General features: G+C 62.5%; 23 protein-coding genes and 2 pseudogenes. All 25 read left to right on the forward strand.

All coding sequences use genetic code 11. From position 1 onward, the window contains the following. Window positions 1-27: 27 nt before the first annotated feature. The 25 genes and pseudogenes from C6571_RS15705 (at window position 28) to C6571_RS15815 (ending at window position 24,378) form a co-directional block, all read left to right on the forward strand. Window positions 28-405 (forward strand): DUF2958 domain-containing protein, encoded by a 378-nt coding sequence (locus tag C6571_RS15705; protein ID WP_245901312.1) that lies wholly within the window; start codon window positions 28-30, stop codon window positions 403-405. Between the two features lie 127 nt (window positions 406-532). Continuing rightward, window positions 533-736 (forward strand): transcriptional regulator domain-containing protein, encoded by a 204-nt coding sequence (locus tag C6571_RS19555; RefSeq protein ID WP_146139351.1) that lies wholly within the window; start codon window positions 533-535, stop codon window positions 734-736. 139 nt (window positions 737-875) lie between these two features. Beyond that, window positions 876-1,292, forward strand: coding sequence for a DUF2285 domain-containing protein (locus tag C6571_RS15710; protein ID WP_170094761.1), 417 nt, complete (start codon window positions 876-878; stop codon window positions 1,290-1,292). Window positions 1,293-1,432: 140 nt separating this feature from the next. Then, complete coding sequence (locus C6571_RS15715) at window positions 1,433-1,723, forward strand: helix-turn-helix transcriptional regulator (RefSeq protein ID WP_146139353.1); 291 nt, start codon at window positions 1,433-1,435, stop codon at window positions 1,721-1,723. A gap of 20 nt (window positions 1,724-1,743) precedes the next feature. Beyond that, window positions 1,744-2,574 (forward strand): annotated as a pseudogene (locus C6571_RS15720) (replication initiator protein A); the annotation flags it as partial. Window positions 2,575-2,796: 222 nt separating this feature from the next. Continuing rightward, the gene (gene parA, locus C6571_RS15725) at window positions 2,797-3,540 is read left to right on the forward strand and encodes a ParA family partition ATPase (RefSeq protein WP_106447523.1); all 744 of its coding nucleotides are present in this window, start codon (window positions 2,797-2,799) and stop codon (window positions 3,538-3,540) included. Then, window positions 3,537-3,782: a chromosome partitioning protein ParB gene (locus C6571_RS15730; RefSeq protein ID WP_106447524.1), complete on the forward strand. Its 246-nt coding sequence runs from the start codon at window positions 3,537-3,539 to the stop codon at window positions 3,780-3,782. Before parA ends, C6571_RS15730 begins: the two co-directional genes overlap by 4 nt. Next, complete coding sequence (locus C6571_RS15735; RefSeq protein ID WP_106447525.1) at window positions 3,779-4,267, forward strand: DUF2840 domain-containing protein; 489 nt, start codon at window positions 3,779-3,781, stop codon at window positions 4,265-4,267. Before C6571_RS15730 ends, C6571_RS15735 begins: the two co-directional genes overlap by 4 nt. Next, the gene (locus C6571_RS15740) at window positions 4,264-4,809 is read left to right on the forward strand and encodes a S26 family signal peptidase (protein WP_476749586.1); all 546 of its coding nucleotides are present in this window, start codon (window positions 4,264-4,266) and stop codon (window positions 4,807-4,809) included. Before C6571_RS15735 ends, C6571_RS15740 begins: the two co-directional genes overlap by 4 nt. Window positions 4,810-5,193: 384 nt before the next feature. Next, complete coding sequence (locus C6571_RS15745) at window positions 5,194-7,128, forward strand: DUF3363 domain-containing protein (RefSeq protein ID WP_106447526.1); 1,935 nt, start codon at window positions 5,194-5,196, stop codon at window positions 7,126-7,128. Between the two features lie 154 nt (window positions 7,129-7,282). After that, window positions 7,283-9,295 carry an alpha-ketoacid dehydrogenase subunit alpha/beta gene (locus tag C6571_RS15750; protein WP_106447527.1) on the forward strand — a complete coding sequence of 671 codons (2,013 nt, stop codon included), beginning with the start codon at window positions 7,283-7,285 and terminating at the stop codon, window positions 9,293-9,295. Further along, a complete protein-coding gene (locus C6571_RS15755) occupies window positions 9,292-10,077 on the forward strand; it encodes an IclR family transcriptional regulator (RefSeq protein ID WP_211300656.1) in 786 nt (261 codons plus the stop codon). Before C6571_RS15750 ends, C6571_RS15755 begins: the two co-directional genes overlap by 4 nt. A 212-nt stretch (window positions 10,078-10,289) precedes the next feature. Beyond that, window positions 10,290-11,741 (forward strand): amidase family protein, encoded by a 1,452-nt coding sequence (locus C6571_RS15760; RefSeq protein WP_170094763.1) that lies wholly within the window; start codon window positions 10,290-10,292, stop codon window positions 11,739-11,741. A gap of 26 nt (window positions 11,742-11,767) precedes the next feature. Next, window positions 11,768-12,169 (forward strand): RidA family protein, encoded by a 402-nt coding sequence (locus tag C6571_RS15765; protein ID WP_106447530.1) that lies wholly within the window; start codon window positions 11,768-11,770, stop codon window positions 12,167-12,169. Next, window positions 12,166-13,557: an aminotransferase gene (locus C6571_RS15770; protein ID WP_211300657.1), complete on the forward strand. Its 1,392-nt coding sequence runs from the start codon at window positions 12,166-12,168 to the stop codon at window positions 13,555-13,557. Before C6571_RS15765 ends, C6571_RS15770 begins: the two co-directional genes overlap by 4 nt. Beyond that, window positions 13,499-14,992, forward strand: coding sequence for an amidase (locus C6571_RS15775; RefSeq protein WP_211300658.1), 1,494 nt, complete (start codon window positions 13,499-13,501; stop codon window positions 14,990-14,992). The genes C6571_RS15770 and C6571_RS15775 overlap by 59 nt, the downstream gene beginning before the upstream one ends. Before the next feature lie 35 nt (window positions 14,993-15,027). Then, the gene (locus tag C6571_RS15780; protein ID WP_211300659.1) at window positions 15,028-16,278 is read left to right on the forward strand and encodes a branched-chain amino acid ABC transporter substrate-binding protein; all 1,251 of its coding nucleotides are present in this window, start codon (window positions 15,028-15,030) and stop codon (window positions 16,276-16,278) included. 51 nt (window positions 16,279-16,329) lie between these two features. Next, window positions 16,330-17,280, forward strand: coding sequence for a branched-chain amino acid ABC transporter permease (locus tag C6571_RS15785; RefSeq protein WP_106447533.1), 951 nt, complete (start codon window positions 16,330-16,332; stop codon window positions 17,278-17,280). Continuing rightward, on the forward strand, window positions 17,277-18,563 hold the full coding sequence (locus C6571_RS15790; RefSeq protein ID WP_106447534.1) for a branched-chain amino acid ABC transporter permease: 1,287 nt from the start codon (window positions 17,277-17,279) through the stop codon (window positions 18,561-18,563). The genes C6571_RS15785 and C6571_RS15790 overlap by 4 nt, the downstream gene beginning before the upstream one ends. Then, entirely contained in the window at window positions 18,560-19,309 is a 750-nt protein-coding gene (locus C6571_RS15795) for an ABC transporter ATP-binding protein (protein ID WP_106447535.1), read from the forward strand. Before C6571_RS15790 ends, C6571_RS15795 begins: the two co-directional genes overlap by 4 nt. Window positions 19,310-19,311: 2 nt before the next feature. After that, complete coding sequence (locus tag C6571_RS15800) at window positions 19,312-20,007, forward strand: ABC transporter ATP-binding protein (protein WP_106447536.1); 696 nt, start codon at window positions 19,312-19,314, stop codon at window positions 20,005-20,007. 39 nt (window positions 20,008-20,046) lie between these two features. Beyond that, the gene (gene aceF / locus C6571_RS15805; protein WP_106447537.1) at window positions 20,047-21,609 is read left to right on the forward strand and encodes a dihydrolipoyllysine-residue acetyltransferase; all 1,563 of its coding nucleotides are present in this window, start codon (window positions 20,047-20,049) and stop codon (window positions 21,607-21,609) included. Window positions 21,610-21,621: 12 nt separating this feature from the next. After that, window positions 21,622-23,430 carry a dihydrolipoyl dehydrogenase gene (gene lpdA, locus C6571_RS15810; protein WP_106447538.1) on the forward strand — a complete coding sequence of 603 codons (1,809 nt, stop codon included), beginning with the start codon at window positions 21,622-21,624 and terminating at the stop codon, window positions 23,428-23,430. Between the two features lie 63 nt (window positions 23,431-23,493). Next, a pseudogene (locus tag C6571_RS20015) lies at window positions 23,494-23,619 on the forward strand (LysR family transcriptional regulator); the annotation flags it as partial. Between the two features lie 60 nt (window positions 23,620-23,679). Next, window positions 23,680-24,378 carry a LysR family substrate-binding domain-containing protein gene (locus C6571_RS15815; protein ID WP_245901559.1) on the forward strand — a complete coding sequence of 233 codons (699 nt, stop codon included), beginning with the start codon at window positions 23,680-23,682 and terminating at the stop codon, window positions 24,376-24,378. Window positions 24,379-24,432 lie beyond the last annotated feature (54 nt).

The raw sequence follows: 24,432 nt of genomic DNA on the forward strand, positions 1-24,432 counted from the left end.
CTGTGCATCTTTTATGCACCCGCTTGTATGGTACAAAACAGAATATCGACCGCAGGAGTGCCCATGCCCTTCCTCACCGATGACCAGCGCCGCGCCATGCTCGCCAACGGCGCGGCCCGCGACCGTGGCGAGGACACCGACCCCTATCCGGTGGTCAAGCTCTACGCCCCGGGCTGCGACGCCTGCTGGGTGCTGACCGCACTCGACGCCGATGGCGACCGCGCCTTCGGGCTGATCGACGCCGGGGTCGGCTGTCCCGACCTGGGCGAGGTGAGTCTGGCGATGCTGGCGGGTATCCGTGGCCCGAGGGGCTTGCCGGTGGCGCTGGAGCCCGGCTACCGCGCGCGCAAGACCCTGTCCGCCTACGTGGTCGATGCTCGGCGCGACGGGATGGTCACGGACTGACCACATGCGCACAACCGGTCGCACAAGTTACCTGGCGGGCCCGCGGCGCGGTCAGCCCTCGCCGCGATAGCGAGCCATTCCATTCGAGGGTGTGGCAGCTTAAGGGTTTTCCCTTGGAGTTCGCCTCATGACGATTCGACGCGATGCCGATCCATCTTCGGCGCCTTGCTGCGCCACCGCCGCCTATCTGTACGCGCTGACCTTGGACGCGTCGGCACTGGCCTGGGAGTTTTTGCGCCGCCACGCGGGCTACCGTGCCGCCTGGCGCGAGGCGCCGCCTGCCCGACGCGATGCCGCCGCGCGGCGCTGGGGGTTGCGGTGTCGCCCTTGATCCAGGGCTCGATGCCCGCCGCGTGCATCCGGTCTGGATCGGGGCCGAAGGCGCCATGGCGCATGTGCGGCCGGCGCGGGATGCCGGGGTGCGGCCGAGTGCGGTCTTCCGGCCGTGGGCCGTCCCGGGATGCAAGTGCGTGCTGCACACCGGCCTGGACCTGGTGTTCTGCGCGGGCGATGGCACGAACCGCGTGTGCGCCTGCCTGGCGCTGAACCTGGAGGCGGGGGCGGCCTGCCACGTCACGATGCCGGTGGGTAGCTGCCGCGCCGAGGGCGCAGCCCTGTGCCTGCGGCTCGCGGGCGATTCCCCCGAGTGCTGCCGGGCCAGGGCCGTGACTCGCGTCGATCTCATGCACATGCGCTGCCTGCAGGCGCTCGACGCCCTGCAGGACGGCGGCACGCAGCGCGACGTGGCCGTCGTCCTTTTCGGGGTTGATGCCGTGGCGGCGCACTGGCACGCCGACAGCGAGCTGCGCGCACAGGTGCGCCACATCATCGCCCGTGCTCGCGCCCTGGTGGACGGCGGCTACCTGCGGCTTGCAGGGGTGCGCTGAATTTCATCTCGCTTGACGCAGGCCTACGGAGACGAACGCTGCGCGCCGAATCTCCCTTCGCACCACGCCCCTTCTTGCCCAGACTGCTCTGCATCGGGCTGCGTCTGGATGGCGGCCCCCACGGCGAGATGGAGGCCCCCATGGCAATCGGAGATTCGACCCCTACGCACGGCGCGGCGGCGGCTGCGCCACGGCTGGACGCGGCCACGACCGCAAAGCCTGAATTCCTGACCACCGGCGAGGCGGCCGCGCTGCTGCGCCTGTCGCCGCGCACGCTGGAGAAGCAGCGCGTGCTGGGCGGAGGGCCACGGTTTCGCAAGTTCGGCGCCCGCGTGCTCTATGCGGCGGCCGACCTGCTCGCCTGGGCCGACAGCCGCGCCTACGGCATGACGTCCGACCCGGGCCGCACGGTGCGCAGCTCGACCCGCTGAGCACCCCCTGGCTGCGCTGGATGGAAGCGGCCATGAACAGGCACGCCAGCGAACGCGAACAGCTCGAACTGTTTCGCGCGCAGCCGGCCGAGGACATGGCGCTGCGCGACGCACAGGACCTGATGGCCTATCCATTTTTCAGCCTGGCCAAGTCGCGGCGCGTGGTGCCAATCCGCTTTGAGGCCGGCGGCGTCTCACTCACCGTGGAGGGCGTGCCCGAGCACGGCATCGCCACCATCTGGGACGCCGACGTGCTGATCTGGGCGGCCAGCCAAATCGTGCAGGCGCGCGACGAGGGCCGGGCCACGTCACGCCTAATGGCGGCCACGCCCCACGAGATCCTGCGCTTTGCCGGCCGGGGCACGGCGCCCAAGGACTACCGCATGCTGCGTGCCAGCCTCGACCGGCTGCAGTCCACCACGGTGCTGACTTCGATCCGCCAGGCCGGTCGGCGCATGCACCGCTTCTCCTGGATCAACGAGTGGCGCGAGCACGTGCGCTCCGATGGCCGCAGGAACGGACAGAGCGGCGGCATCGAGCTGATCCTGCCGGACTGGTTCTATTCCGGCGTCATTCAGAACGCGCTGGTGCTCACGCTCGATCCGGCCTACTTCCGCCTCACGGGCGGCATCGAGCGCTGGCTCTACCGACTGGTGCGCAAGCACGGCGGGCGTCAGCCGGGCGGCTGGCGCTTCGAGCTGCGCTACCTGTACCTGAAGTCCGGCAGCTTGCAGCGCTACCGCGACTTCGCACTGCACCTGCGCGCGCTGGCGGCCCGCCAGACGCTGCCGGGCTACCGGCTCGCCATCGAATGGCGTGGGCGCACCGAATGGCTGACGTTTCGCAAGGTCGGCGCGGCCGACCCGGTTGCCGCTGCCCCTGGTGACTTGTCCACAGGATATGTTGAAGAAGCTGTGGATAGCTTGTGCGCGGGCTCGGGGAATCACCGGCGCGGCGCACAGGGAATCGCCGGCGCCCGACACAGGGAATCACCGGCGCAAAAACGCCGGGAACCCGCGCGGGGAAATGGTTTGGGGCTTGCGTAACTTTTATCCATAACAAGGACTAACTCTATGAATAAAAGATGGGGGGTGAATGCCGCTGCTCAAAAAGCGGGCAGCGTGGCATCCGGAGCGCGGGAAGCCAGTGCGTCAGGAAGCGAGGTCGGCCGCATCGGCAAGGTCATCGCACTGCTCAACCAGAAGGGCGGCGCGGGCAAGACGACGCTTGCCACGCACCTGGCGGGCGAGCTGGCGATGCAGGGGCGGCGCGTGACGCTGCTCGATGCCGATCCCCAGGGCTCGGCCCTCGATTGGGCGCAGCGGCGCCTGCAAAGCGGTCAGGGGCGCCTGTACGGGGTCTTCGGGCTGGCGAGGGACACCCTGCACCGCGACGTGCCCGCGATCGCACAGGAGGCGGATTTCGTGGTCATCGACGGACCACCCCGGGTGGCGGCGCTCGCGCGCTCGGCGCTGCTGGCGGCCGACCTGGTGCTGATTCCGGTACAGCCCAGTGCCTACGATGTCTGGGCCACGCAGGAGATGGTGGCGCTGATCCATGAGGCGCGGGTGTTCCGGCCAGACTTGCGCGCGGCCTTCGTCATCAACCGGCGCGTGGTCGGCACCGTGATCGGCCGTGAGGCGCGTGCGGCGCTGGCCGATCAGCCGTTTCCGACGTTGCGCGCCGACGTCGCGCAGCGCATTGCGTTTGCCGACAGTGTGGCGGCGGGCCGACTGGTGTGCGAGTCAGCGCCCCGAAGTGCGGCCGCGCGCGAGATCACGGCGCTGGCGTGGGCCGTGCAGGAGGCCTTGCGATGACGGCCCCGCGCCGCACCGCCATAGGCCGTCGGCCCGCCACCGATCCGGCTACTGCCTGGGTGCATCGCGAGGACACCACTGCTGCGCTGGCGAAGGCAGCGGTGTTCACCGCACGCCTGACCATCGACGTAACGCCTGCGCTGCGCGGGCGCATCAAGGTGATCGCGTTCCAGCGCGGCATCACCGCCGCCGACATGTTGCGCGAACTGCTGGAGCGCGAGTACCCGCAGGTGCGGCCATGAAGGTGGCGTCGCCCCCGGCCCCGATGGCTGCGCCGATGCACGTCTCGCTTGCTTTCCTGGAGCGCCGCGTGAATGTCTGGCTGCGTTTTGGCCAGCCGGTGCGCGAGATCGTGCTGGACCGCTGGCGGCGCGTGGCGGTGTTCATGCCGGGCGCCGTTTGCTGCCGCGTCAAGTGGCTGGGCAACGACTTCGGCACGGCGCTTTGGCAGCTCATGGTGCTGCAGGCGCCCAGGCCGCTGGATGACGCGCAACGCATCTCGGGCGTGTCGCCCGGCGCGCGCATCCTGCTGCGCGCCGATGGCGAGCCGCGCGTCAAGGCCGTGCTCGCCGCCGTCGAAGCCATCGATGCGGCCGGCCTCGATCCCTGCGCCGCCGCGCCGCTCTACTGGCGCATGGTCGACAACCGGCTGGCTGCGCGCCAGCCGTTGCCCGCGTACACGCCCGAGCGCCATGCCGCGCACCTGGCCCGCGAGGCGCTGCGATGACGGCCATGCACCGCTGCGCGCTGCTGGCCTGCATGGGGCTCGCCCTGGCCGGGCTCGCCATGCCGATCGCGCTGCCGCTGCCCGTTCGCGTCGTGTTCAACCCGAGCGACAGCGTGGCGCGCGGCTGGTATCGCGTCGATGCGCTCGACGGCGCCGGCTCGATGCACGGCCAGATGTCCGGCCATTTACGGCCCGGCAGCATCGTCTTGGCCCGCCTTCCAGCCGGCGTGGCCACGTTCGCGGAGCAGCGCGGCTACCTGCCCGAGGGCGTGCCCATCCTCAAGCGCGTGGGCGCCGTGGCGCCGCAGACGGTGTGCGTGGTGGATCGCCTGGTGTGGATCGACGGCGTGCCCGTCGCCGCCGCGCTCGCGCGCGATGGTGCACACAGGCCATTGCAGCCGTGGGCGCATTGTCGAGTGCTCGCAGGGCACGAGTTGTTCCTGCTCAGCGACACGAATCCGGCGTCGTTTGACAGCCGATATTTCGGGCCGATCGATGCCGTCGCGGTGCTCGGCATCGCGCAGCCGGTGTGGACATGGTGAGGGCCGTGCTTCTGCCTCCGAGCGCGCATCAGCCGTGCCGCCGGACTGCGGCGGCAGCTGCGCTTCGCCTGCATTCCAGCGTGCAGGGAGCCCCGCGCCAGCGTGCAGCGCCGGCTGCACCCGCGCGGCCCTTTGGGCGGCGCTGCGCGTCCATCGCGTGGCTGGCGGCATGCCGGAGCCGGGAGCGGATGCGGGGGGCGCGGGCAGAGGGCCAGATAAAGGGGGCGGCACGCGGCGCCGCTGCAAGCCAGTCTGCACGTGGGCTCGCGGTGGCACCGCTAGGGGTGCCGTGCGTGCCGCGCGGACACCGGAATGTGCGTCGCCGCTGTCGATGCCGAGTGCCGTTTGCGCTGCATAGCGCCACGCTGCGCCAGGGACTGCGGCATGGCATCGCGTGACGATGACCGCTTCCGCGTGCGACCTTCGCCGCCGAAGTCGCGCGCCGGCCCGCGTCCGCAGCGCTTCATTACCCAGGTGCTCAAGCAGGTGTCCGGGGCCGGCACCAGCCGCTCGGGCAAGACCATCAACAGGCCCGCCAACACCTTCGGCCGCGGGCGGGTCGCGGCCACGCTGGCCGGCCGGGGCCTGGGCGCCAACGCCCGGCGCGTGATCGTCAAGAGCCGCTTCGTGGTGCTGCAACGTGCCAGCCCGCACTCGGTGGCCGTGCACCTGCGCTACATCGAGCGCGAGGGCGTCACCCGCGACGGGCAGAAGGGGCAAGCCTATGGCGCAGACACCGATGCGGCCGACCTCCAATCCTTCCAGGAGCGGGGCCAGGCCGACCGCCACCAGTTCCGCTTCATCGTCTCAGCCGAGGATGGGCTGGAGATCGAAGACCTCAAGGGCTTCACGCGCCAGCTCATGCGCCGCATCGAGATCGATCTGGAGACGCGCCTGGACTGGGTGGCCGTGGACCATTGGGACACGGACAACCCGCACACCCACATCGTGCTCAACGGCCACACGGCCGGCGGCGAGCACCTGGTCATCGCCCCGGACTACATGGCCCACGGCATGCGCCAGCGCGCCAGCGAGATCGCCACCGAGTGGCTGGGGCCGCGCACCGAGGCCGAGATGCGCCAGAGCCTGCTGCGCGAGGTGGACCAGCAGCGCCTGACCAGCCTGGACCGGGCGCTGATCCGCCAGGTCGGTGCGGACGGCATCGACTTCACGGCAAGCCCGCAGGACCGCCAGCGCCAGAACGTCCTGCGCGCCCGGTTGCAGCGGCTCGAAGGCATGGGTCTGGCCGAGCGGATCGATGCCCACCGCTGGACGCTCAAACCCGGCCTGGCCGCGACGCTGGGCGCCTTGGGCGAGCGCGAGGACGCGCTGCATGCCATGCGCCGTGCCCTCGCCGGCCAGCAGCGCGAGCTGGTGATCGGCGAGACCGGCACACCCGTGCTCGGCCGCATCGTCGGCAAGGGCCTGGCGGACGAATTGCATGACCGCGGCTATCTGGTGGTCGATGGCATCGACGGCCGCGCGCACTACCTCAAGCTGCAGGCCGGTGCCGACCTGGGCGAGCTGCCCATCGGCGGCATCGTGGAGGCCAGGCCGGCGGGGCAACCCAGGGCCGTCGATCGCGCCATCCTGGCCGCATCGAAGGACGGCACCTACACCACGGCGGGCCATGCCGCCCAGCTCAAGCGGGCCGGCCAGCGCGACCCGCAGGCCACGGTGGAGATCCACGTGCGCCGGCTGGAGGCACTGCGCCGCGCCGGCATCGTGGAGCGCGTGGGCGATGGCGTCTGGAAGATCCCCGGCGACTTGCGGGCGCAGGCTCAGCGGCATGACGCGGGCAAGGCCCCCGGCCAGGCCATCGAACTGCGCTCGCACCTGCCCATCGAGCAGCAGGTGCGCGCCCTCGGTGCCACCTGGCTGGACCGGCAACTGCTGGACGAAGGCAAGGCGCTGGCGCCGCAGGGCTTCGGCGCGCGAGCGCGCGAAGCGATGCAGCAGCGCGTGGACTTCCTCGCCGGGCAGGGGTTGGCCGAGCGCCGGGGCCAGCGCATCGTCCTCGCCCGCAACCTGCTGGCGACGCTGCGCGAGCGCGAACTGGCGCACGTCGGCCGGCAGCTCGAAGCGCAGACCGGCCGCAGTTACCGCCCACTCAAGGACGGCCAGCGCGCCAGTGGCTTCTATCGCCAGTCGATCCAGCTTGCCAGTGGCCGATTCGCCGTGCTTGACGATGGCCTCGGGTTCAGTCTCGTGCCGTGGCGGCCGGTGATCGAGCGGCGGCTGGGGCAGCAGCTGTCGGCGACCGTGCGTGGTAGTTCGGTGTCTTGGGCGATGCATACGCAACGAGGGCTGGCGCTATAGCGCTCGAAATATCAACAACGCTCCCTTGAGAGATGCTCCCGCTAGCGTTGGAAACATCAAATGGTGATAAATGAATCATTAAATTGACACATAGAGGTAGTAGTCCATACATTCACTCCGGTGCAACAACGCTCAGGTAGCGGCGGAACTGGAAATGACGCAAGAGGCAACTAAAGAGAACTCTGAATTCCTGCTCGATGCTTATCGCCGGATGAGCTTTATCCGCAGTTTTGAGGAGGCGGCGCTTCGACTGACCAAGGGTGACGATGCGCAGATCGTGGGGTCGGCGCACTTCTGTGCAGGTCAGGAAGCTGTGCCAGTGGGAACGATTGCGGCGTTGCGTGCTGACGATCAAGTGGTGGCGACATACCGTGGACATGGATGGGCTCTTGAAAGCGGCATCGAAGCGCGGGCACTTCTTGCAGAGCTCTGCCATAAGGCAGACGGCATCAACGGCGGGCGTTCCGGTTCGGCACTTGTGATGGCTCCCGAACAGCGCTTCCTGGGTGAAAACTCGATCGTGGGGGCAGGGCTACCCATCGCCTGTGGTGCGGCGCTCGCCAGTGTGTCTGAGGGATCCGATCGAGTTGTTGTTGTGTCTTTTGGCGACGGTGCGACGAGCCAAGGCGCTGCTCATGAAGCGCTTGTGTTCGCGGCCAGCCGGCAACTGCCAGTCGTATTTATTTGCGAGAACAATGGCTGGTCGGAGATGACGCCAACGTCATCAATCGTGAAAGTCTCGAGGCTTGCACGTCGAGCGCTCGGTTATGGGATTCAAGGCATCACTATTGATGGTGCAGACCCCAAAGCTGTTAGAGACAGCGTAGAAGCGGCTGCCGCGCGTGCTCGTAATGGTGAGGGGCCGACACTGATCGAGTGCGTGCTCCCTCGTCTTTGGGGGCACTACAACCGGGATATTGAGCATTACCGTCCCAAAGAAGATCGGAAAAAAGCGAAAGACAAAGATCCGCTTCTTCTCCTGAGAGAACGCCTTGTTGGGCAGGGTCTGGTTGCAACGAAAGACGTCGAAGCAATTGATGCGCAGGCGACAGCTGAAGTGGCTGCGCTCGTGGACGAAGTGCGAGGCTTAGCTGCACCAAACCCCGTCGAGGCTCGTCTCCATGTGGTGGGTGAGCTTCAGCCAGTGCCAAAAGAGGTCGCAAATACTGGCACTTCGGAGGGGCGTGAGCTGACGTACATACAAGCTGTCAATCACGCCTTGCGCCGAGAGCTTCAGGATCGGCCAGAACTATTGGTCTTTGGAGAAGACGTTGGCTATGCCGGCGGAATCTTTGGTGCCTCACGAGATCTGCAGAAGGAGTTTGGCGCCGACCGAGTTTTTGACACGCCTATCGCCGAGAGTGCGATTCTCGGCGCAGCAGTTGGTTCTGCAATGTGCGGGCGCCGTCCGGTAGTCGAGATTATGTGGGCCGACTTCATGTTGGTCGCCCTCGATCAGCTGATAAACCAGGCGGCGAATATCCGTTATCTCACGCGTGGGAAGTTCAGCGCTCCCATGGTGGTGCGAACCCAGCAGGGCGCGACCCCGGGATCCTGTGCGCAGCATTCCCAGAGTCTAGAAGCTTTGCTGGCGCACATTCCTGGGTTGCGGGTCGGACTGCCGTCCTGCCCGGAAGATGCATACGGCATGCTTCGTGCCGCCATCGCAGATGCTGATCCCTGCGTGATCATCGAGTCCCGAGCGCTCTATCAGACCAAGGGCATCGTCGACCTCGACGCTCCCACATCGCCCATTGGTGGAGCGTGTGTCCGTGTAGAGGGTAAGGATGTTCTTCTTGCTGGATGGGGAAGCGTCGTTCCGAAGATGATCGAAGCGGCCGAGGTGTTGCTGAAGCACGGTATTCACGCTGCCGTTCTCGACCTCCGCTGGTTGGCCCCGCTAGATGAAGAGGCTATTCACAAGGCACTGGCGCAATGCGGAAGACGAATCGTCGTAGTCCATGAGGCTAGCCAGACCGGGGGGTTCGGCGGAGAAGTGATAACGCGAATCCTAGAGAGCTCCAAGTATTTGCCGGTCCAATTCCGACGTGTTGCCAGTCTCGACAGCCGGATGCCCGCGTCTCCTGTGCTGCAGAGTGCAATCGTTCCAAGTACGGCTCGAATCGTAGATGCGGCTCGCAATCTCGTGGGTGAGGTGTTGATGTGAATAAAAAAGAAGAAGCTGTGTTCTCCGTTGAAACGGAAACAGTATTGTCCGCTGCAAAGCCGAGGATTAATTCGGTTGCTCGTGCAATCAATATCTTGATGGAGATAGCGAGTAGCGATCAAGGATTGCTCGCTAGAGAAATCAGCGAACGGCTTGGAATCGAGCGGCAGACAACCTACCACTTGCTCCATACATTGTTGCACCTACGAGTTCTCTCGCGTGACGAGCAGCGCCGATACCTCATTGGTTTGAACGTCGGATTCCTCAGTGCAGCCTTTCAGCGGCAATTTTCCGCTCCGGACTATCTGCGCCCGATTGTCCATGCCTTATCCGAAGCGACCGGAGAGACCTGTTACGCAGTCGGTTGGTGGCAGGAAGAAATCGTCACATTGGCAGTAGTGAGAGGTGTGAATGCAGTGGCTACCGCAGAGGTTCCCCACGGTCAGTATCTTGATGCCCACGCACGCGCGGCAGGGAAACTGCTCCTTGCCTTGGCACCGCTCAGTCGAAGTTACGAGTATCTGCAGCGCCATCCGCTGAAGAAGAGAACATCGCGAACTATCACGGTAAAGGCTATTTTGGAGAAGGAATTCCGTTTCATTCAGGCGAATCGATTCGCCATTGACAACGAAGAATTTCTTGACGACGTGAGCTGCCTAGCGGTCCCTCTGGAGGGCGGGCATTCGCCTTACGCGATCGCGCTCTCCGCTCCTGCCGATCGGCTGCATGCACAGCAGGAGAAATACCTCGACCTCGCAAGGCGGGTCGCGCGAGGTGGCTAACGCCTACGCATTGCCCTTCTGGTTATAGAGGCATGTAGGCAACGTCGCGAGTGACGGAAACAACTAACCCTAGACAAGACGTGGAGACAAATATGGACTGTTTGCGCACACGGCGCCAGATTCTCAAGTACGGAGGTGCACTAACGCTGCCTGCTTTTGGGGTAGCTGCGCCGTCCCAGGCACAGACCAAGAAAGCGAAAGGCGAGAGAAGTATGAATACACCGACGGCCGTACTGTCCGGATTGAGCGCAAGCGATGTCGTAACGCTAATCGCAAGTGGAAAACTTTCCGCGCAGGCGTACATGGAGCATGCCCGCGAGCGTGCTGCGGCGCAGAGTGCACTCAACTGCTTCATCGCCGAGGATTGGTCGGCCGCCATTGATGCAGCGAAGCGGGTCGACAGGCGTAGGCAGGCGGGTGCGTCACTTGCTCCGCTTGAAGGTCTGCCGATCTCCGTCAAGGACAACATCAATGTGTCCGGCTGGGGCACCAGTGGCGGGACTCGCGCCTTGAAGGCGTTCAGACCGCAAGAAGGCGAATCCCCGCTGGTAGCGCGTCTGCGAGCTGCTGGCGCGATCGTGGTGGCCAAGACCAACATGCACGAGTTGGCCTTCGGCATCACCAATGTCAATAGCGACCCGTTCCCCGGAACTGCGAGGAACCCGTATGACCCTTCGAAGATCACCGGGGGTTCGTCAGGCGGCGCTGCCGCATCAGTGGCTGGTGGCATAGTTCCCTGTGCGTTGGGGACCGACACGAGTGGCTCCATCCGGATCCCTGCGTCGCTGTGCGGAGTAGTAGGCTTCAGGCCCACCGTGGGCAACGGAGCGTCTAACCGCCGCTACGATTCCACAGGGATTCTTCCCATCAGTCCTACCAAGGATACAGCGGGCCTGATGGCTGGCTGCGTGGCTGATGTTGTCCTGCTGGATGCAGTGCTAACGGGCTCGGGACCGTCAGCCCGGCCCGCGTTGCGTGGTGTGAGATTGGCGGTTCCGCCCTGCCTTTGGGCGGACCTGGACGACGGTGTTCGCTCCACTATGGAGGCAGTCCAACGAAAGCTGTCGGAAGCCGGTGTGGTATTCGTAGGCGCAGATATGCCGCAGCTCTTCGAGTTGAACGAGCAAGTTTCTGCCGCACTGGCGTTGCATGAGCCGATCGCTGCCGTACCTCGCTATTTAATGGAAAGCGGTGCCGAGGGAATAACCCTGGCGTCGATTGCCGCCCAGATCGCCAACCCGGATGTCGCAGGAGCCTGGAAGGCAGTGTTGAGTGACGCCTTCGGCTCTGCTTATCCGGATGTCATGGCGATCCACCGGCCGCGCTTACAGGCCTATTACCGAGACTACTTTGTCCAACACCGGGTCGATGCCATCCTGTTCCCGGCCACGCCAGTGCCGGCGATTTCGATCGCGTCTGCACAGACGTCACAAGATATGTCCATCAACGGCGCTAAGCCCGTCCCGATCTTTAACACCTACGTGCGTCACACCGATCCGGGTGCCAGCGCAGGTCTGCCGGGCTTAGTGCTGCCTGCCGGTCGTACTGCGGAGGGCTTACCTGTCGGGCTTGAGTTGGATGGAATTTATGGCGACGACGCCCGCCTGCTGGCGCTCGGCGAAACCATTGAGAGTCTGCTCGGTCGACTGCCTCGGCTTGCATAGACCCCACCACCTTAGGAGTTCTAGAGATGCTCAAACATATTGAAACCTCGAAGGTCGCGCCGCCCTTCGGCTCGTACAGCCAAGCTGTCGAGATTCCACTAGGTGCGCGCGTTCTGCATGTAGCGGGTCAGGTCGGGGCGACTCCGAATGGCGTGATACCCGATGACGTGGAATCCCAGGCGCGACTCATGTTCGAGAACTTGGGTTTGGTGCTTGAGGCGGCGGGTATGACTCTCAGAGACGTGGTACATGTGAACTATTACATCCGCTACGAGGAAGATCTGTCCATCGTGCGCCGCTGCCGCGATGCGTTGTTCATTCCTCCGTACCCTGCAGCATCATTGTCCATTGTCAAGGCGCTCGGCCGTCCCGAATGGCGTTTCGAGATCGATTGCGTGGCTGCCAAAGTCGACGAGGTGCGCCCGTGACAATTGATTTTGTAGCGGCGGACGTACGAGGCATCCTGCATCCGCAGACCGACCCTATCGTGCATCAGAGCCGTGGGCCATTCATCATCGAAAAGGGTGACGGCATATGGGTGGAAGACGATAAGGGTAGACGTTACATCGAGGCGATGTCGAGCCTATGGTGCGCCAACCTTGGCTTCAGTAACAGGAATCTTGCCGCTGCGGCCCACAGGCAGTTCGAGAGGCTACCGACTTATCACACCTTCAACCACCGTTCCAATTCTGCGTCGATCACTTTGAGTGAGGAATTGCGTGAGATCAGCCCGATTCCCGAGGCGAAGATCAGTTTCACGAGCACTGGTGCGGAAGCGAATGAGACGATGATTAAGCTGGTATGGCTGTATCAATCGGCTTTGGGACGTGCGCACAAAAGAAAAATTATCTGCCGCGAGGGTGCGTTCCATGGTGCCACGATCTTCACCAGTGCGATGAGTGGACTTGCCAGTGTACGTGGCGCATTCGTTCCCGCAGGTGCGGAGGTGGTTTTCACAGACTCGATTGATGCCTACCGGAACGCCAAGCCTGGGCAGTCGAACGAAGACTATTTCGAGCAGGCGATTGTGAATCTAGAGCACCTGATCCAGCGAGAAGGTTCCGACACCATCGGTGCGATGATCGTTGAACCTGTCTGCGGCGCGGGCGGTGTACTTGTGCCGACGCGGCGCTACTACGAGCGCCTTGTCGACGTGCTGCGCCGCAATGACATCCTGCTGCTTTCGGATGAGGTAATTACCGGATTTGGCCGGACCGGCCAATGGTTTGGTTGTCAGACGTTTGGCTTCGTGCCGGACATGATGTCGGTGGCAAAGGGATTGTCATCGGGCTACCTGCCGATCGGTGCGGCTCTGATATCCGATGGAATCTATCAGGTGGTTGCGAAGGAAGCACAGCGGCTCGGCATTTTCGGGCATGGGTTTACCTACGCTGGCCATCCGGTGACTGCGGCTGTAGCTTGCGAGGCACTTCGCACCTACAAGCGTATAGATGTCGTGAAGATGGTCCAGGCCTTGAAAGGCCAGTTCGAGGCGCGTTTGCAGCAACTAGTGGAGCACCCATTGGTGGGCAATATGCGTTGCTGTGGATTGGTGGGTGCGCTTGAACTGGTAGCTGATAAGGACAGCCGAACGCGTTTCGACCCAGTCGGGTGTGCGGGACGATTGGTGCTGGAGCGGGCTATCGAGCGAGGTCTGATTGTTCGGCATCTCGGTGACGTGATTGCCATCTGTCCGCCGCTCATCATCCGACCTGCAGAACTTGACGAGCTATTTGAACGCCTCTCAGGCGCGCTGGATGATGCGACAGATCAGCTTCTTGTGGGTGGAACCAATGGAGGCTTTGATGCGCGCTGACGATATTCTCGACCGCGATGCACTGGACCAGGCGGCGCTAGTCCGAAATGGAGAAGTCACCCCACTCGAGCTGGTGACCGCAGCAATCGAACGCTGCGAGAAGATCAATCCGCATATCAACGCGGTGACGCAGCCGCTTTACGAGCTAGCGCGTGAAGAGGTCCTGATGGCCAAAGACGGTCCCTTTCGCGGTGTTCCATTTTTAGTAAAGGATTTTTACTGCCATATGGCAGGTACCGTCACCTCGGGTAGCTCATCGCTCCTACTCGAGAATCGCGTAGACCACGACAGCGAGCTGATGCGTCGCTACCGCGCTGCTGGCCTCGTGACCATCGGGAAGAGCAATGTGCCGGAGATGGTGTCGGTTGGCACGACAGAGCCTCGACTGTTTGGGGCCACGAAGAATCCCTGGAACCTTGCGCACACGCCTGGTGGCTCCAGCGGAGGTGCTGCGGCCGCCGTGGCTGCCGGTATCGTGCCAGTTGCGCATGCGAATGATGGTGCGGGTTCAACTCGTATTCCAGCCGCCTGCTGCGGGTTGTTTGGCCTCAAGCCTTCGCGTGGTCGCATCACGCTAGGACCTGATGTTGGCGAGTCGATTGGTGGCATCACGGCAGAGCATGTTGTAAGCCGCTCGGTGCGCGACAGCGCCGCCATGCTCGATGCGACGCAAGGCAGCATGCCAGGTGATCCCTATGTTGCGCCACCGTCGCCAATGGGCTATCTCGACGCGACACGAAGCTCTCCGGGGCGGCTGCGCATTGCCCTCAGCCTGGAGGCTATGTTGTCCTGCCAAGTCGATCCAGAATGCCAAGCTGCGGCGCAAGCCACGGCGCAACTGTGTGAATCGCTTGGTCATCACGTTGACCTTGCCTCCCCGCCCATCGACATCGAGCTCTTTCGAGCTGCCGTCGAGGGATTTTGGCCAATGACGATCACACGTGTGATGGTCGCCATGGCCCAGAGCAGGCAGGTTGATGTCGACACATTGGTTTCTCAGTTGGAGCCGTTTAATCAGCATCTCTTCTCACTGGGCATCCGTCGTAGCGCAGTGGAATATCTGCAAGGGCTGGTGTTCTTCCAGGCGGCTACCAGAACGCTAGGACGCTTCTTTGAAACCTATGACGTGCTGCTCACTCCCACGCTGTCGTTTGGGGTTCCTCGCCTGGGTTATTTTGATGCGCAGATCCACGGTGGTACCGAGGCATATAGGCGGGTAATCGATTCTTTCGCATTCACGGTGCCTGCGAACGTGACAGGCATCCCTGCTGCAAGTATGCCCATGGCGGTTTCGAAGAGTGGCCTGCCGATAGGCGTCCAGATTTCTACTCGGTTCGGTTGCGAGCACACGTTGTTTCAGTTGGCAACGCAGCTTGAAGCCACTTCCGCTTGGAAGAAGCCCCCGCCCTCGGCGAAATTTCCTTGGTCTAACTAGTTCTTTAGAGTTCAATTTCAAACAGGAGACATTTCATGACGAATTCGATTTTCTTCTCTCGACGTGGCTTGTTGATGGCTGCAGGCCTGTGTGCATTGCCGATCGTTGCGTCAGCTCAGGACACTATCAAAGTGGCCTACATCGACCCGTTGTCCGGTAGTGCTGCAGTCACAGGTGAGCACGGCGCAAGGCACTTCCGCTACCTCATTGATAAGGTGAACGCGGCGGGTGGTGTCTTGGGTGGGAAAAAGCTTGAACTAGTGCTTTTCGACAATAAAGGAGCTCCGCAAGAAACGATCGTGCAGGCACAGAAAGCCATTGACGATGGCGTGAAATTCATCTACCAAGGTTTTGGCTCCAACGTTGCACTTGCGCTCACCGACTTTATAGCCAAGCACGACGAGCGAAACCCGGATAAGCGCGTGCTATATCTGAGCTACGGGCCGATGGATCCGGCACTGACCAATGAAAAATGCAATTTCTGGCACTATCGATTCGAATCTGACTCGAATGTGAAGATTTCGGCGCTGGTCGAGTTTATGAAGGGGCAGCCTGCGCTCAAGAACGTTTACCTGATCAATCAGGATTACTCTTTCGGGCAGTCTGTTCGCACCGAGGCGAGGAAGCAACTGCGAGACAAGCGCCCAGACGTAAAGATCGTAGGTGATGAGCTGCACCCGTTGCTCAAGGTGAACGACTTCGCCCCGTATATCGCGAAAATTCGCGCATCGGGCGCTGATTCCGTGATTACCGGAAACTGGGGCGCCGATCTGTCGCTGTTGTTGAAAGCTGCGGGCGACGCCGGCCTGAAGACGCAGTGGTACACCATTTATGGCGGCCTGGCGGGTGCGCCGACGGCTATCAAGCAAGCTGGTCTGGATGGTCAAGTTTTCCAAGTCGTGAATTGGCATGCCAATGTGCCCGGCGATGAAATGCAAGCACTGAATGCCGACTTCCGCCGACAGTACAACGAGCAGGGATGGTGGTATCTGCAGGCCAAGACCAGTATCGACATGCTGGTGCGGGCGATCAACAAAGTCGGTTCGGCCGATCCTGTGAAGGTCGGCTTGGCGCTTGAGGGAATGCGGTACAAGAATGCGATCGGCGCCGACGTGCTGATGCGAAAGGAAGACCATCAGCTCATCCAGGATCTCTATGTAGCATCGTTTTCAAGCGGTGTGCCGGTTGATGAAGAGAAAACCGGGTGGGGTTGGAAAACCGTAGCTACTGTTCCCGCCTCTGCGCTTACACCCGCGACTACCTGCCGTATGGTTCGTCCGGAGTGAGGGCGTCATGTACCGAACCCATGGAATTCCCTGCGCGCAGGGGGAACGCCCGTGAGCGAATTAATCGTATTTTCGACCCTCAACGGTCTTCAGTACGGGTTGCTGTTGTTCCTTCTGGCCAGCGGCTTGACTCTGATCTTCTCGATGATGGGTGTACTGAACTTCGCGCATGCCAGTCTGTACATGCTCGGTGCTTACTTGGGTTACCAGATCAGCAGCTGGCTCGGCTTCTGGATCGGCCTGTTGGTGGCGCCATTGCTGGTAGGTGCCCTGGGAGCGCTCATCGAACGCTTCGGACTACGACACGTCCATCGCCACGGCCATGTGGCGGAGCTGCTATTCACTTTCGGGCTGGCCTATCTGATCGAGGAAGTCGTGGTGATGGTCTGGGGGCGGATCCCGGTGAGCTATCAAGTACCCGAGATACTCGATTTCCCAGCGTTTACGCTGTGGGCGACGAGTTATCCAGCCTACCGGGTTTTCATGCTGCTCGTTTCCATGGCTATCTTCCTGGGGCTGCTTCTGGTGCTGACCAGGTCTCGAGTCGGCTTGATCGTGCAGGCTTCGCTCACACAACCGAAGATGGTGTCGATGCTGGGGCACAACGTGCCAATGGTGTTCATGCTCGTCTTCGGAGTCGGTTCGGCGCTGGCAGGCTTGGCGGGTGCTATTGCCGGACCAGCCCTGGTTACTCAGCCGAACATGGCGGTCAACCTGGTGCCGCTATTGTTTGTGGTTGTGGTGTTGGGTGGACTGGGTTCGTTGACCGGCGCGCTGCTGGCTTCGTTGCTGATTGGACTCGTACAGACCTTTGCCATCGCAGGGGATTTTTCGCTGGCGGACATGGCTCGTGCGATTGGGCTGTCAATGAACGTACCACAAGTGCTGAGTGAGCTCTGGAACGTCACGTTGGCGCAGCTGGCCCCGGTCCTGCCGTATCTGCTGCTGGTGTTGATGCTGATTTTTCGACCGACTGGCCTGATGGGGAGTCGCGAATCATGAGCGCCACCATATCGACACAGGGCAGCCTCCCTGCACCTTTGCGTACTGGCGCAATCTGGCTAGTCGGTCTGCTGGCACTGCTTCTGCTGCCCGTGGTTTTTCCGAAGACGTCTGTGATCAGCACAGTCTGCCTGATGGCAATTGCGATCGTGTTTTCACTTTCGTACAACATGCTGCTCGGGCAAACAGGGTTGCTATCGTTCGGACATGCGGTCTACTTCGGTTTGGGTGGCTTCTTTGCAGCCCAGGTGCTCACGAAGGTGGCCGGCGAAAACCTGCCAGTTCCATTGTTGCTTATCCCCTTGGTCGGAGGCGCTACCGGGTTGTTTTTTGGCGCGATCCTCGGAGCAATTTCCACCAAACGTGGCGGTACTGTGTTTGCCATGATCACGCTCGGCGTGGCTGAATTAGTGGCGGCGATGGCTGCACTGATGACCGGATTCTTTGGCGGTGAACAGGGCGTCTCGGTGGATCGCACGAAGGCCATGGCGCTGTTCGGCTTGCGATTCGGCTCCCATGCACAGGTGTATTACCTGATATTGGTTTGGTGCCTGGTTTGCGGCCTGTGCATGTATTATCTGACGCGCACGCCGTTCGGGCGCCTCTGCAATGCCGTGCGTGATAACCCAATGCGCGTAGCGTTTGTCGGTTACTCGCCGCAACGGATCCGCTTTCTCGCGTTCACATTCTCTGGTGGTTTTGCAGGTATCGCAGGCGCACTCTCAGTAATCAATTTTGAGATGGCTGCAGGGACGATGCTTGATGCCCACCAATCTGCGTCGGTGCTGTTGATGACCTTCATTGGCGGCGTTGGGCACTTCGCAGGGCCGATTCTCGGTGCCATACTGGTAACTTGGTTGCAGTTCTCATTGTCCGATCTGACACCCGCATGGCAACTCTATTTGGGCCTGCTGTTCATTCTGGTTGTGATGTATCTGCCAGGAGGAATCGCGCAGCTACTAGAGATGCACCTTGGCGTGGTGCGAGCTGGGCTGGTGGCGCGTCTGGCCGTACCCTACCTTAAGGCGGTGGGACCATTTGTGCTTATCAGTGGCTCCTGCTGCCTCGCGATCGAGCTGGCTTATCGGCTCACGGTGGAGAAGGCCAAAGGCACTGTACTGACGATCGGCCCGGTGTCACTGAACGCTGCGTCGGGCTGGTCTTGGGTCGTGTTGGCTGTACTACTGGCAGCTGGTGTAGCTGGTTGGCGCTACATGCGATCTGATTTTTTGCTCGCAGTTGACGATGTGATGAATGAATCCAGAAAGCGGCTAATGCAATGAGCGAGTCGATCATCGTCATGAATGACGTCCGAAAGAGCTTCGGACCATCCCAGATCATCCGTGGGCTGAACTTGGAGGTTCAAAGGGGCGAGCGCCATGCGCTTATTGGTCCGAATGGTGCCGGAAAGTCGACGACTTTTGCACTGTTGTCTGGCGGAATAGTGCCTACATCGGGTGAGATTTTGCTCAACGGTAAGAGTATTGGCGGCCTGCCGCCAGAGGATATATATCGCTGTGGGCTTTCGCGTAGTTTTCAGATCAGCAATCTGTTCCCGAGTTTATCTGTGTTCGAAAACTTGCGTTGCGGTGTTTTGTGGACACGCGGCGTTTCATATGCATTTTGGAAGCGTATTGACGGTATTGGGTCCGTCCGTAAACGAGTTGAAGAGGTTCTTGAACTTATTGGGCTGACGCATCGTGCGCAGACTCAAGCGGGCTATTTGAGTTATGCCGAACAGCGTGCACTGGAGATCGGCATCGCAGTCGCTGGCGGCGGCGATGTTCTGTTGCTGGATGAGCCCACCGCCGGCATGAGCGCAGCTGAAACTCATGTCGCTGTGGAGCTGATACGAAAGGTATCCGTGAATAGGACCCTGCTGATGGTTGAGCACGACATGAGTGTGGTGTTCGACTTGGCTGACCGTATCTCGGTACTCGTATACGGCGAGGTCATCGCAACCGACACCCCGGAAAGCATCCGCTGCAACGAACGGGTTAAGCAAGCGTACCTTGGAACGGAGAGCTGAGCGTGTTGGAGGTTGAACAACTACATGCCTACTATGGCAAGAGCCACGTACTTCAGGGCGTTACTCTGCAGATCGGTGCAGGTGAGATTGTTGGGCTTTTAGGGCGCAATGGTGTAGGCCGTTCCACCTTGGCTAAAGCGATCATGGGCGATGTCGATGTGACAGGTTCGATACGCTTCTTCGATAAGTCCGTTCAGGGTTTGAAACCACACCAGATTGCACGACTTGGCATCGCATACGTTCCGGAAAGCCGTGATGTCTTTGCGACGTTGACGGTGCGTCAGAACCTTGAACTGGGTTTGAAGTCGGGGAAGAACGCGGGCCGTTGGACGGTGGCTGGGATGCTTGATATGTTTCCGAACCTTGCTCAGCGAGCCGAGATACAAGCTGGGGTGCTGTCAGGTGGTGAACAGCAAATGCTAACCATGTGCCGCAGCCTTCTTGGTGATCCGTCGCTCATCATGATTGACGAGCCGACCGAGGGGTTGGCGCCAAAGGTTGTCGAACAGATCGGCGAGTTGCTGCGCGATATTGCCGACAAGGGCGTCTCGATTCTGCTGATTGAACAGAAACTGAGCATCGCACTCAAGGTCTGCAGCCGCCTTTATGTCATGGGACACGGCAGGATCGTGTTCGAGGGCACGCCGGCATCGCTGCAGGAGCGCAAGGACATAAGCAAGGAGTGGCTGGAGGTCTGAGAGACCTGTAGTTGCTCATAGCTCGCTCTTAAATTTTCTATGAAGACAATTGAAATCTGCGCTGTCGCGCCAGACCCCGCCCAGAAGCTGGAGGTCCTCGAGATACTTGTGCGTGCGGGGCAAGTGGTCCAGACCGGTGCGCTGCTCGCGACCGTTGAAACGCCGCAGGAAGCAATCGAATTGAGATCGCCTGAGGCAGGTCGTGTCAGCGAGGTATTGGCCGAGGTCGGTGCGGAGTTGGAATCCGGCGAGCTTCTGCTCCGGCTTGAAGTCGCTGCGCAGCAGGTTTCAAATAGCGTGACCGTCGTAACCTTACCCGACGTTGGAGATGCTCGTGACCTGGTTGTGACCGAGCTTCTCGTGGCCGTGGGCGACACGGTGAAAGAGGAGCAGTCGCTCATCACCGTCGAATCCGACAAGGCCTCGATGGAGATCCCGTCCTCGGCCTCGGGCGTCGTCAAGGAGCTCAAGGTCAAGCTCGGTGACAAGGTCAACGTGGGTGATCTGATCGCCGTGCTCGAAGGCGCGGTGGCGCCCAGCGCGAGCGCACCGGCAGCCGCCGCTGCTCCCGTGGCCGCTCCGGTGCCTGCGCCTGCCGCCGCACCGGCGCCGGTGCAGGCCGCGCCTGCGAGCGAGCCCGCCCATCAGCCGGCCCAGTCCGCCGTCGGCCTGCCGCATGCCAGTCCCTCGGTGCGCAAGGCCGCGCGCGAGCTCGGCGTGCCGCTGGGCGAGGTCAAGGGCTCGGGCCCCAAGGGTCGCATCACGCTGGAAGACGTGCAGTCCTTCACGCGCGCCGTCATGGCGGGCACCGCGCAGACCCAGGCCCAGGCGGGCAGGGGAGCGGGCTCGGGCTCCGGCGTCGGCCTCGATCTGCTGCCCTGGCCCAAGGTCGATTTCGCCAAGTTCGGCGCTGTCGAGGCCAAGCCGCTCTCCCGCATCAAGAAGATCAGCGGCGCCAACCTCGCGCGCAACTGGGTGATGATCCCGCACGTCACCAACAACGACGAAGCGGATGTCACCGACCTTGAAGCCTTCCGCGTGCAGACCAACAAGGAGGGCGAGAAGGCCAAGAGCGGCGTGAAGGTCACGATGCTCGCCTTCGTCATCAAGGCGGTGGTCGCGGCGCTCAAGAAATTCCCCGAGTTCAACACCAGCCTGGACGGCGAGAACCTCGTCTACAAGCACTACTACCACATCGGCTTTGCGGCCGACACGCCCAATGGCCTGATGGTGCCGGTGCTCAGGGACGCCGACCAGAAGGGCATCCTGCAGATCAGCCAGGAGATGTCCGAGCTCGCCAGAAAGGCGCGCGAAGGCAAGCTCGGCAGCGCCGACATGCAGGGCGGATGCTTCTCGATCTCCTCGCTCGGGGGCATCGGCGGCACGCACTTCACGCCCATCATCAACGCGCCGGAAGTGGCCATTCTGGGTCTCTCCAAGAGCGCAATGAAGCCGGTGTGGGACGGCAAGGTCTTCGTGCCGCGTCTCATCCTGCCGCTGTCGCTGTCGTACGACCACCGCGTGATCGACGGCGCCGCCGCCGCGCGCTTCAACGCCTACCTCGGTCAGGTGCTGGCGGACTACCGCCGCATCCTGCTGTGAAAGGAGCCTGAGATGGCAGTGATGGACATCAAGGTTCCCGACCTCGGCGACTTCAAGGACGTCGGCATCATCGAGCTGCTCGTGGCCGTGGGCGACACGATCCGCGCCGAGCAAAGCCTCGTCACGGTCGAATCCGACAAGGCCTCAATGGAAATCCCATCGAGCCACGCAGGCACCGTCAAGGAGCTCAAGGTCAAGCTCGGCGACAAGATCAGCGAAGGCAGCGTGCTGCTGACGCTGGAAGTCGCCGACACCGCCGCGCCAGCGCTTGTGGTTTCAAAGCCAAAACAGGCTCCAGCGCCCGCCAGTCAAGCATCAGCAGCTCCTGCGCCTGTAGCAGTCAACTTCGCAGGCCGCGCCGACCTCGATTGCGACGTGCTGGTGCTGGGTGGGGGTCCCGGCGGCTATTCGGCGGCGTTTCGCGCCGCCGATCTCGGGCTGTCGGTCGTGATCGTCGAGCGCTACGCGCAGTTGGGCGGCGTGTGCCTGAACGTCGGCTGCATTCCGTCCAAGGCGCTGCTGCACGTGGCCTCGGTCATGGATGAAGTGGCGCACCTGAAGGCCGCTGGCATCGACTTCGGCGCGCCGCAGGTCCACATCGACCAGCTGCGCGGCCACAAGGACAAGGTCGTCGGCAAGCTCACCGGGGGCCTGGCGCAGATGGCCAAAATGCGCAAGGTCACGATCGTGCGCGGCTACGGCAGCTTCGTCGGCACCAACCAGTTGGCGGTGGAAGAAACCACCGGCAGCGGCCAGGAAAAGACCGGCGCCAAGAAGGTCGTGCAGTTCAAGCGCGCCATCATCGCCGCGGGCAGCCAGGCCGTGCGCCTGCCCTTCATGCCCGAAGACCCGCGCATCGTGGACAGCACCGGCGCGCTCGCACTGGCGGGTGTGCCCAAGCGCATGCTGATCCTGGGCGGCGGCATCATCGGCCTGGAGATGGGCACGGTGTACTCCACGCTGGGCGCACGCCTGGACGTGGTGGAAATGCTCGACGGCCTGATGCAGGGCGCCGATCGCGACCTCGTCAAGGTCTGGCAGAAGATGAACGCGCCGCGCTTTGACCACGTCATGCTCAAGACCAGGACCGTGGGCGCACGAGCGACGGACGCGGGCATCGAGGTGAGCTTCGAAAGTGCGGACGGTGGGGCCGCCCCCGCGCCGCAGACCTACGACCTGGTGCTCCAGGCCGTGGGCCGCAGCCCCAACGGCAAGAAGATCGGGGCGGAAAAGGCAGGCGTGGCGGTGACGGATCGCGGCTTCATCAACGTCGACATCCAGATGCGCACCAACGTGCCGCACATCTTCGCCATCGGCGACATCATCGGCCAGCCCATGCTCGCGCACAAGGCGGTGCACGAGGGCCACGTCGCGGCCGAGGTCATCGCGGGCGAACTGCTGGGCGATGAAAAGCTGGCGAAGGCCGCCTTCAACGCCCGCGTGATCCCGAGCGTGGCCTACACCGACCCCGAGGTCGCCTGGGTCGGCCTGACCGAAGACCAGGCCAAGGCGCAGGGTGTGAAGATCACCAAGGGCCTGTTCCCCTGGGCTGCCTCGGGCCGGGCCATTGCCAACGGCCGCGACGAAGGCTTCACCAAGCTGCTGTTCGACGAAACCACGCACCGCATCGTCGGTGGCGGCATCGTCGGCACGCACGCGGGCGACATGATCGGCGAGGTGGCCCTGGCCATCGAAATGGGCGCGGACAGCGTGGACATCGGCGCGACCATCCACCCGCACCCGACGCTGGGTGAAAGCATAGGGATGGCGGCCGAAGTGGCGCACGGTTCGTGCACCGACGTGCCACCGACTAAGCGCTAAAAACTATGGCTAGAAAACACTTCCGGCGTGACATCGATGGAGCGCCTGAGATGTTAGATTGACATGATCGAGTTACGGCATCTTCGCTACTTTATTGCGGTTGCAGAGGAGCTCAATTTCCGTCGCGCAGCGGAGCGTATTCACATCGATCCAACACCGCTGTCACGCACGATTCGCGATCTGGAAGATCATTTAGGCGTGCTGCTTATCTTGCGAAGACCGCGCAAGTTATGCCTTACACCTGCTGGTGTGCGACTGTTCAAGGAATCTCTCAACCTCTTCATTCGGCTGGAACGTGCACAACGCGTTGTGCGTGCGACGGATGCAAACCATCGTGCGCCGTTGCATATTGGCGTGGCCGATGGCCTGGCTCAGCCCAGGCTCTCGCAGTGCCTGGCCCGGTGGCAGGCGATTGCGCCCGAGGTGCCGCTGGAGCTGTCCGAGATGCGTGCGCGAGAGCTGGCCGCCGCCCTGTGCCGCGAAGAAGTGGATGTGGGTTTTTCCTTCGGGGTGCCCGAGGACGCGCGCATCGTGCAGGAGCCCGTGTGGGACTACCCGCTCATTGCGCTGCTGCCGCGGGGGCATGAACTGGAGCGGCAAGGCGCCCTGGGCCTGGCCGATCTGGCGCGCTTTCCGATGATCGTCTGCCACGCCGACCACAAACCCGGTGTGCGGCGCCAGATCGATGCCCTGCTGGCCCAGTGCGCGTGCGCTCCATCGATCGCTGGCGAGGCACGCACCTTCATGGGCTGCGTGACGCGGATCGCGGCCGGGCTGGGTGTGGGCGTGACCGACAGCGGTCATGCCGAGACCTTGCGGCGCACCGACGTGTCCGCCGTGCCGCTGCAGGGCGATCTGCGCCTGCACACCTACGTGCTCTACAAGCACCAGCGCGGTGGCTTGCCCGAGGCGGTGCAACGCTTTCTTACTCATACCCGGTCTTTGTAGCGATCGTTACGCCCCTCGGGCGTTTTGGCGACAGCCGTCGCGCCATCGGCCTTG

It is taken from the genome of Simplicispira suum (genome assembly GCF_003008595.1).
Lineage (GTDB): Bacteria > Pseudomonadota > Gammaproteobacteria > Burkholderiales > Burkholderiaceae_C > Simplicispira > Simplicispira suum.

Bases quoted from the DNA above. Each gene is read 5' to 3' on its own strand.
- C6571_RS15705 (WP_245901312.1), top strand. From the start codon at position 28: ATGGTACAAAACAGAATATCGACCGCAGGAGTGCCCATGCCCTTCCTC.
- C6571_RS19555 (WP_146139351.1), top strand. From the start codon at position 533: ATGACGATTCGACGCGATGCCGATCCATCTTCGGCGCCTTGCTGCGCC.
- C6571_RS15715 (WP_146139353.1), top strand. From the start codon at position 1,433: ATGGCAATCGGAGATTCGACCCCTACGCACGGCGCGGCGGCGGCTGCG.
- parA (WP_106447523.1), top strand. From the start codon at position 2,797: ATGAATAAAAGATGGGGGGTGAATGCCGCTGCTCAAAAAGCGGGCAGC.
- C6571_RS15730 (WP_106447524.1), top strand. From the start codon at position 3,537: ATGACGGCCCCGCGCCGCACCGCCATAGGCCGTCGGCCCGCCACCGAT.
- C6571_RS15735 (WP_106447525.1), top strand. From the start codon at position 3,779: ATGAAGGTGGCGTCGCCCCCGGCCCCGATGGCTGCGCCGATGCACGTC.
- C6571_RS15740 (WP_476749586.1), top strand. From the start codon at position 4,264: ATGACGGCCATGCACCGCTGCGCGCTGCTGGCCTGCATGGGGCTCGCC.
- C6571_RS15745 (WP_106447526.1), top strand. From the start codon at position 5,194: ATGGCATCGCGTGACGATGACCGCTTCCGCGTGCGACCTTCGCCGCCG.
- C6571_RS15750 (WP_106447527.1), top strand. From the start codon at position 7,283: ATGACGCAAGAGGCAACTAAAGAGAACTCTGAATTCCTGCTCGATGCT.
- C6571_RS15760 (WP_170094763.1), top strand. From the start codon at position 10,290: ATGAATACACCGACGGCCGTACTGTCCGGATTGAGCGCAAGCGATGTC.
- C6571_RS15765 (WP_106447530.1), top strand. From the start codon at position 11,768: ATGCTCAAACATATTGAAACCTCGAAGGTCGCGCCGCCCTTCGGCTCG.
- C6571_RS15775 (WP_211300658.1), top strand. From the start codon at position 13,499: ATGATGCGACAGATCAGCTTCTTGTGGGTGGAACCAATGGAGGCTTTG.
- C6571_RS15780 (WP_211300659.1), top strand. From the start codon at position 15,028: ATGACGAATTCGATTTTCTTCTCTCGACGTGGCTTGTTGATGGCTGCA.
- C6571_RS15790 (WP_106447534.1), top strand. From the start codon at position 17,277: ATGAGCGCCACCATATCGACACAGGGCAGCCTCCCTGCACCTTTGCGT.
- C6571_RS15795 (WP_106447535.1), top strand. From the start codon at position 18,560: ATGAGCGAGTCGATCATCGTCATGAATGACGTCCGAAAGAGCTTCGGA.
- aceF (WP_106447537.1), top strand. From the start codon at position 20,047: ATGAAGACAATTGAAATCTGCGCTGTCGCGCCAGACCCCGCCCAGAAG.
- lpdA (WP_106447538.1), top strand. From the start codon at position 21,622: ATGGCAGTGATGGACATCAAGGTTCCCGACCTCGGCGACTTCAAGGAC.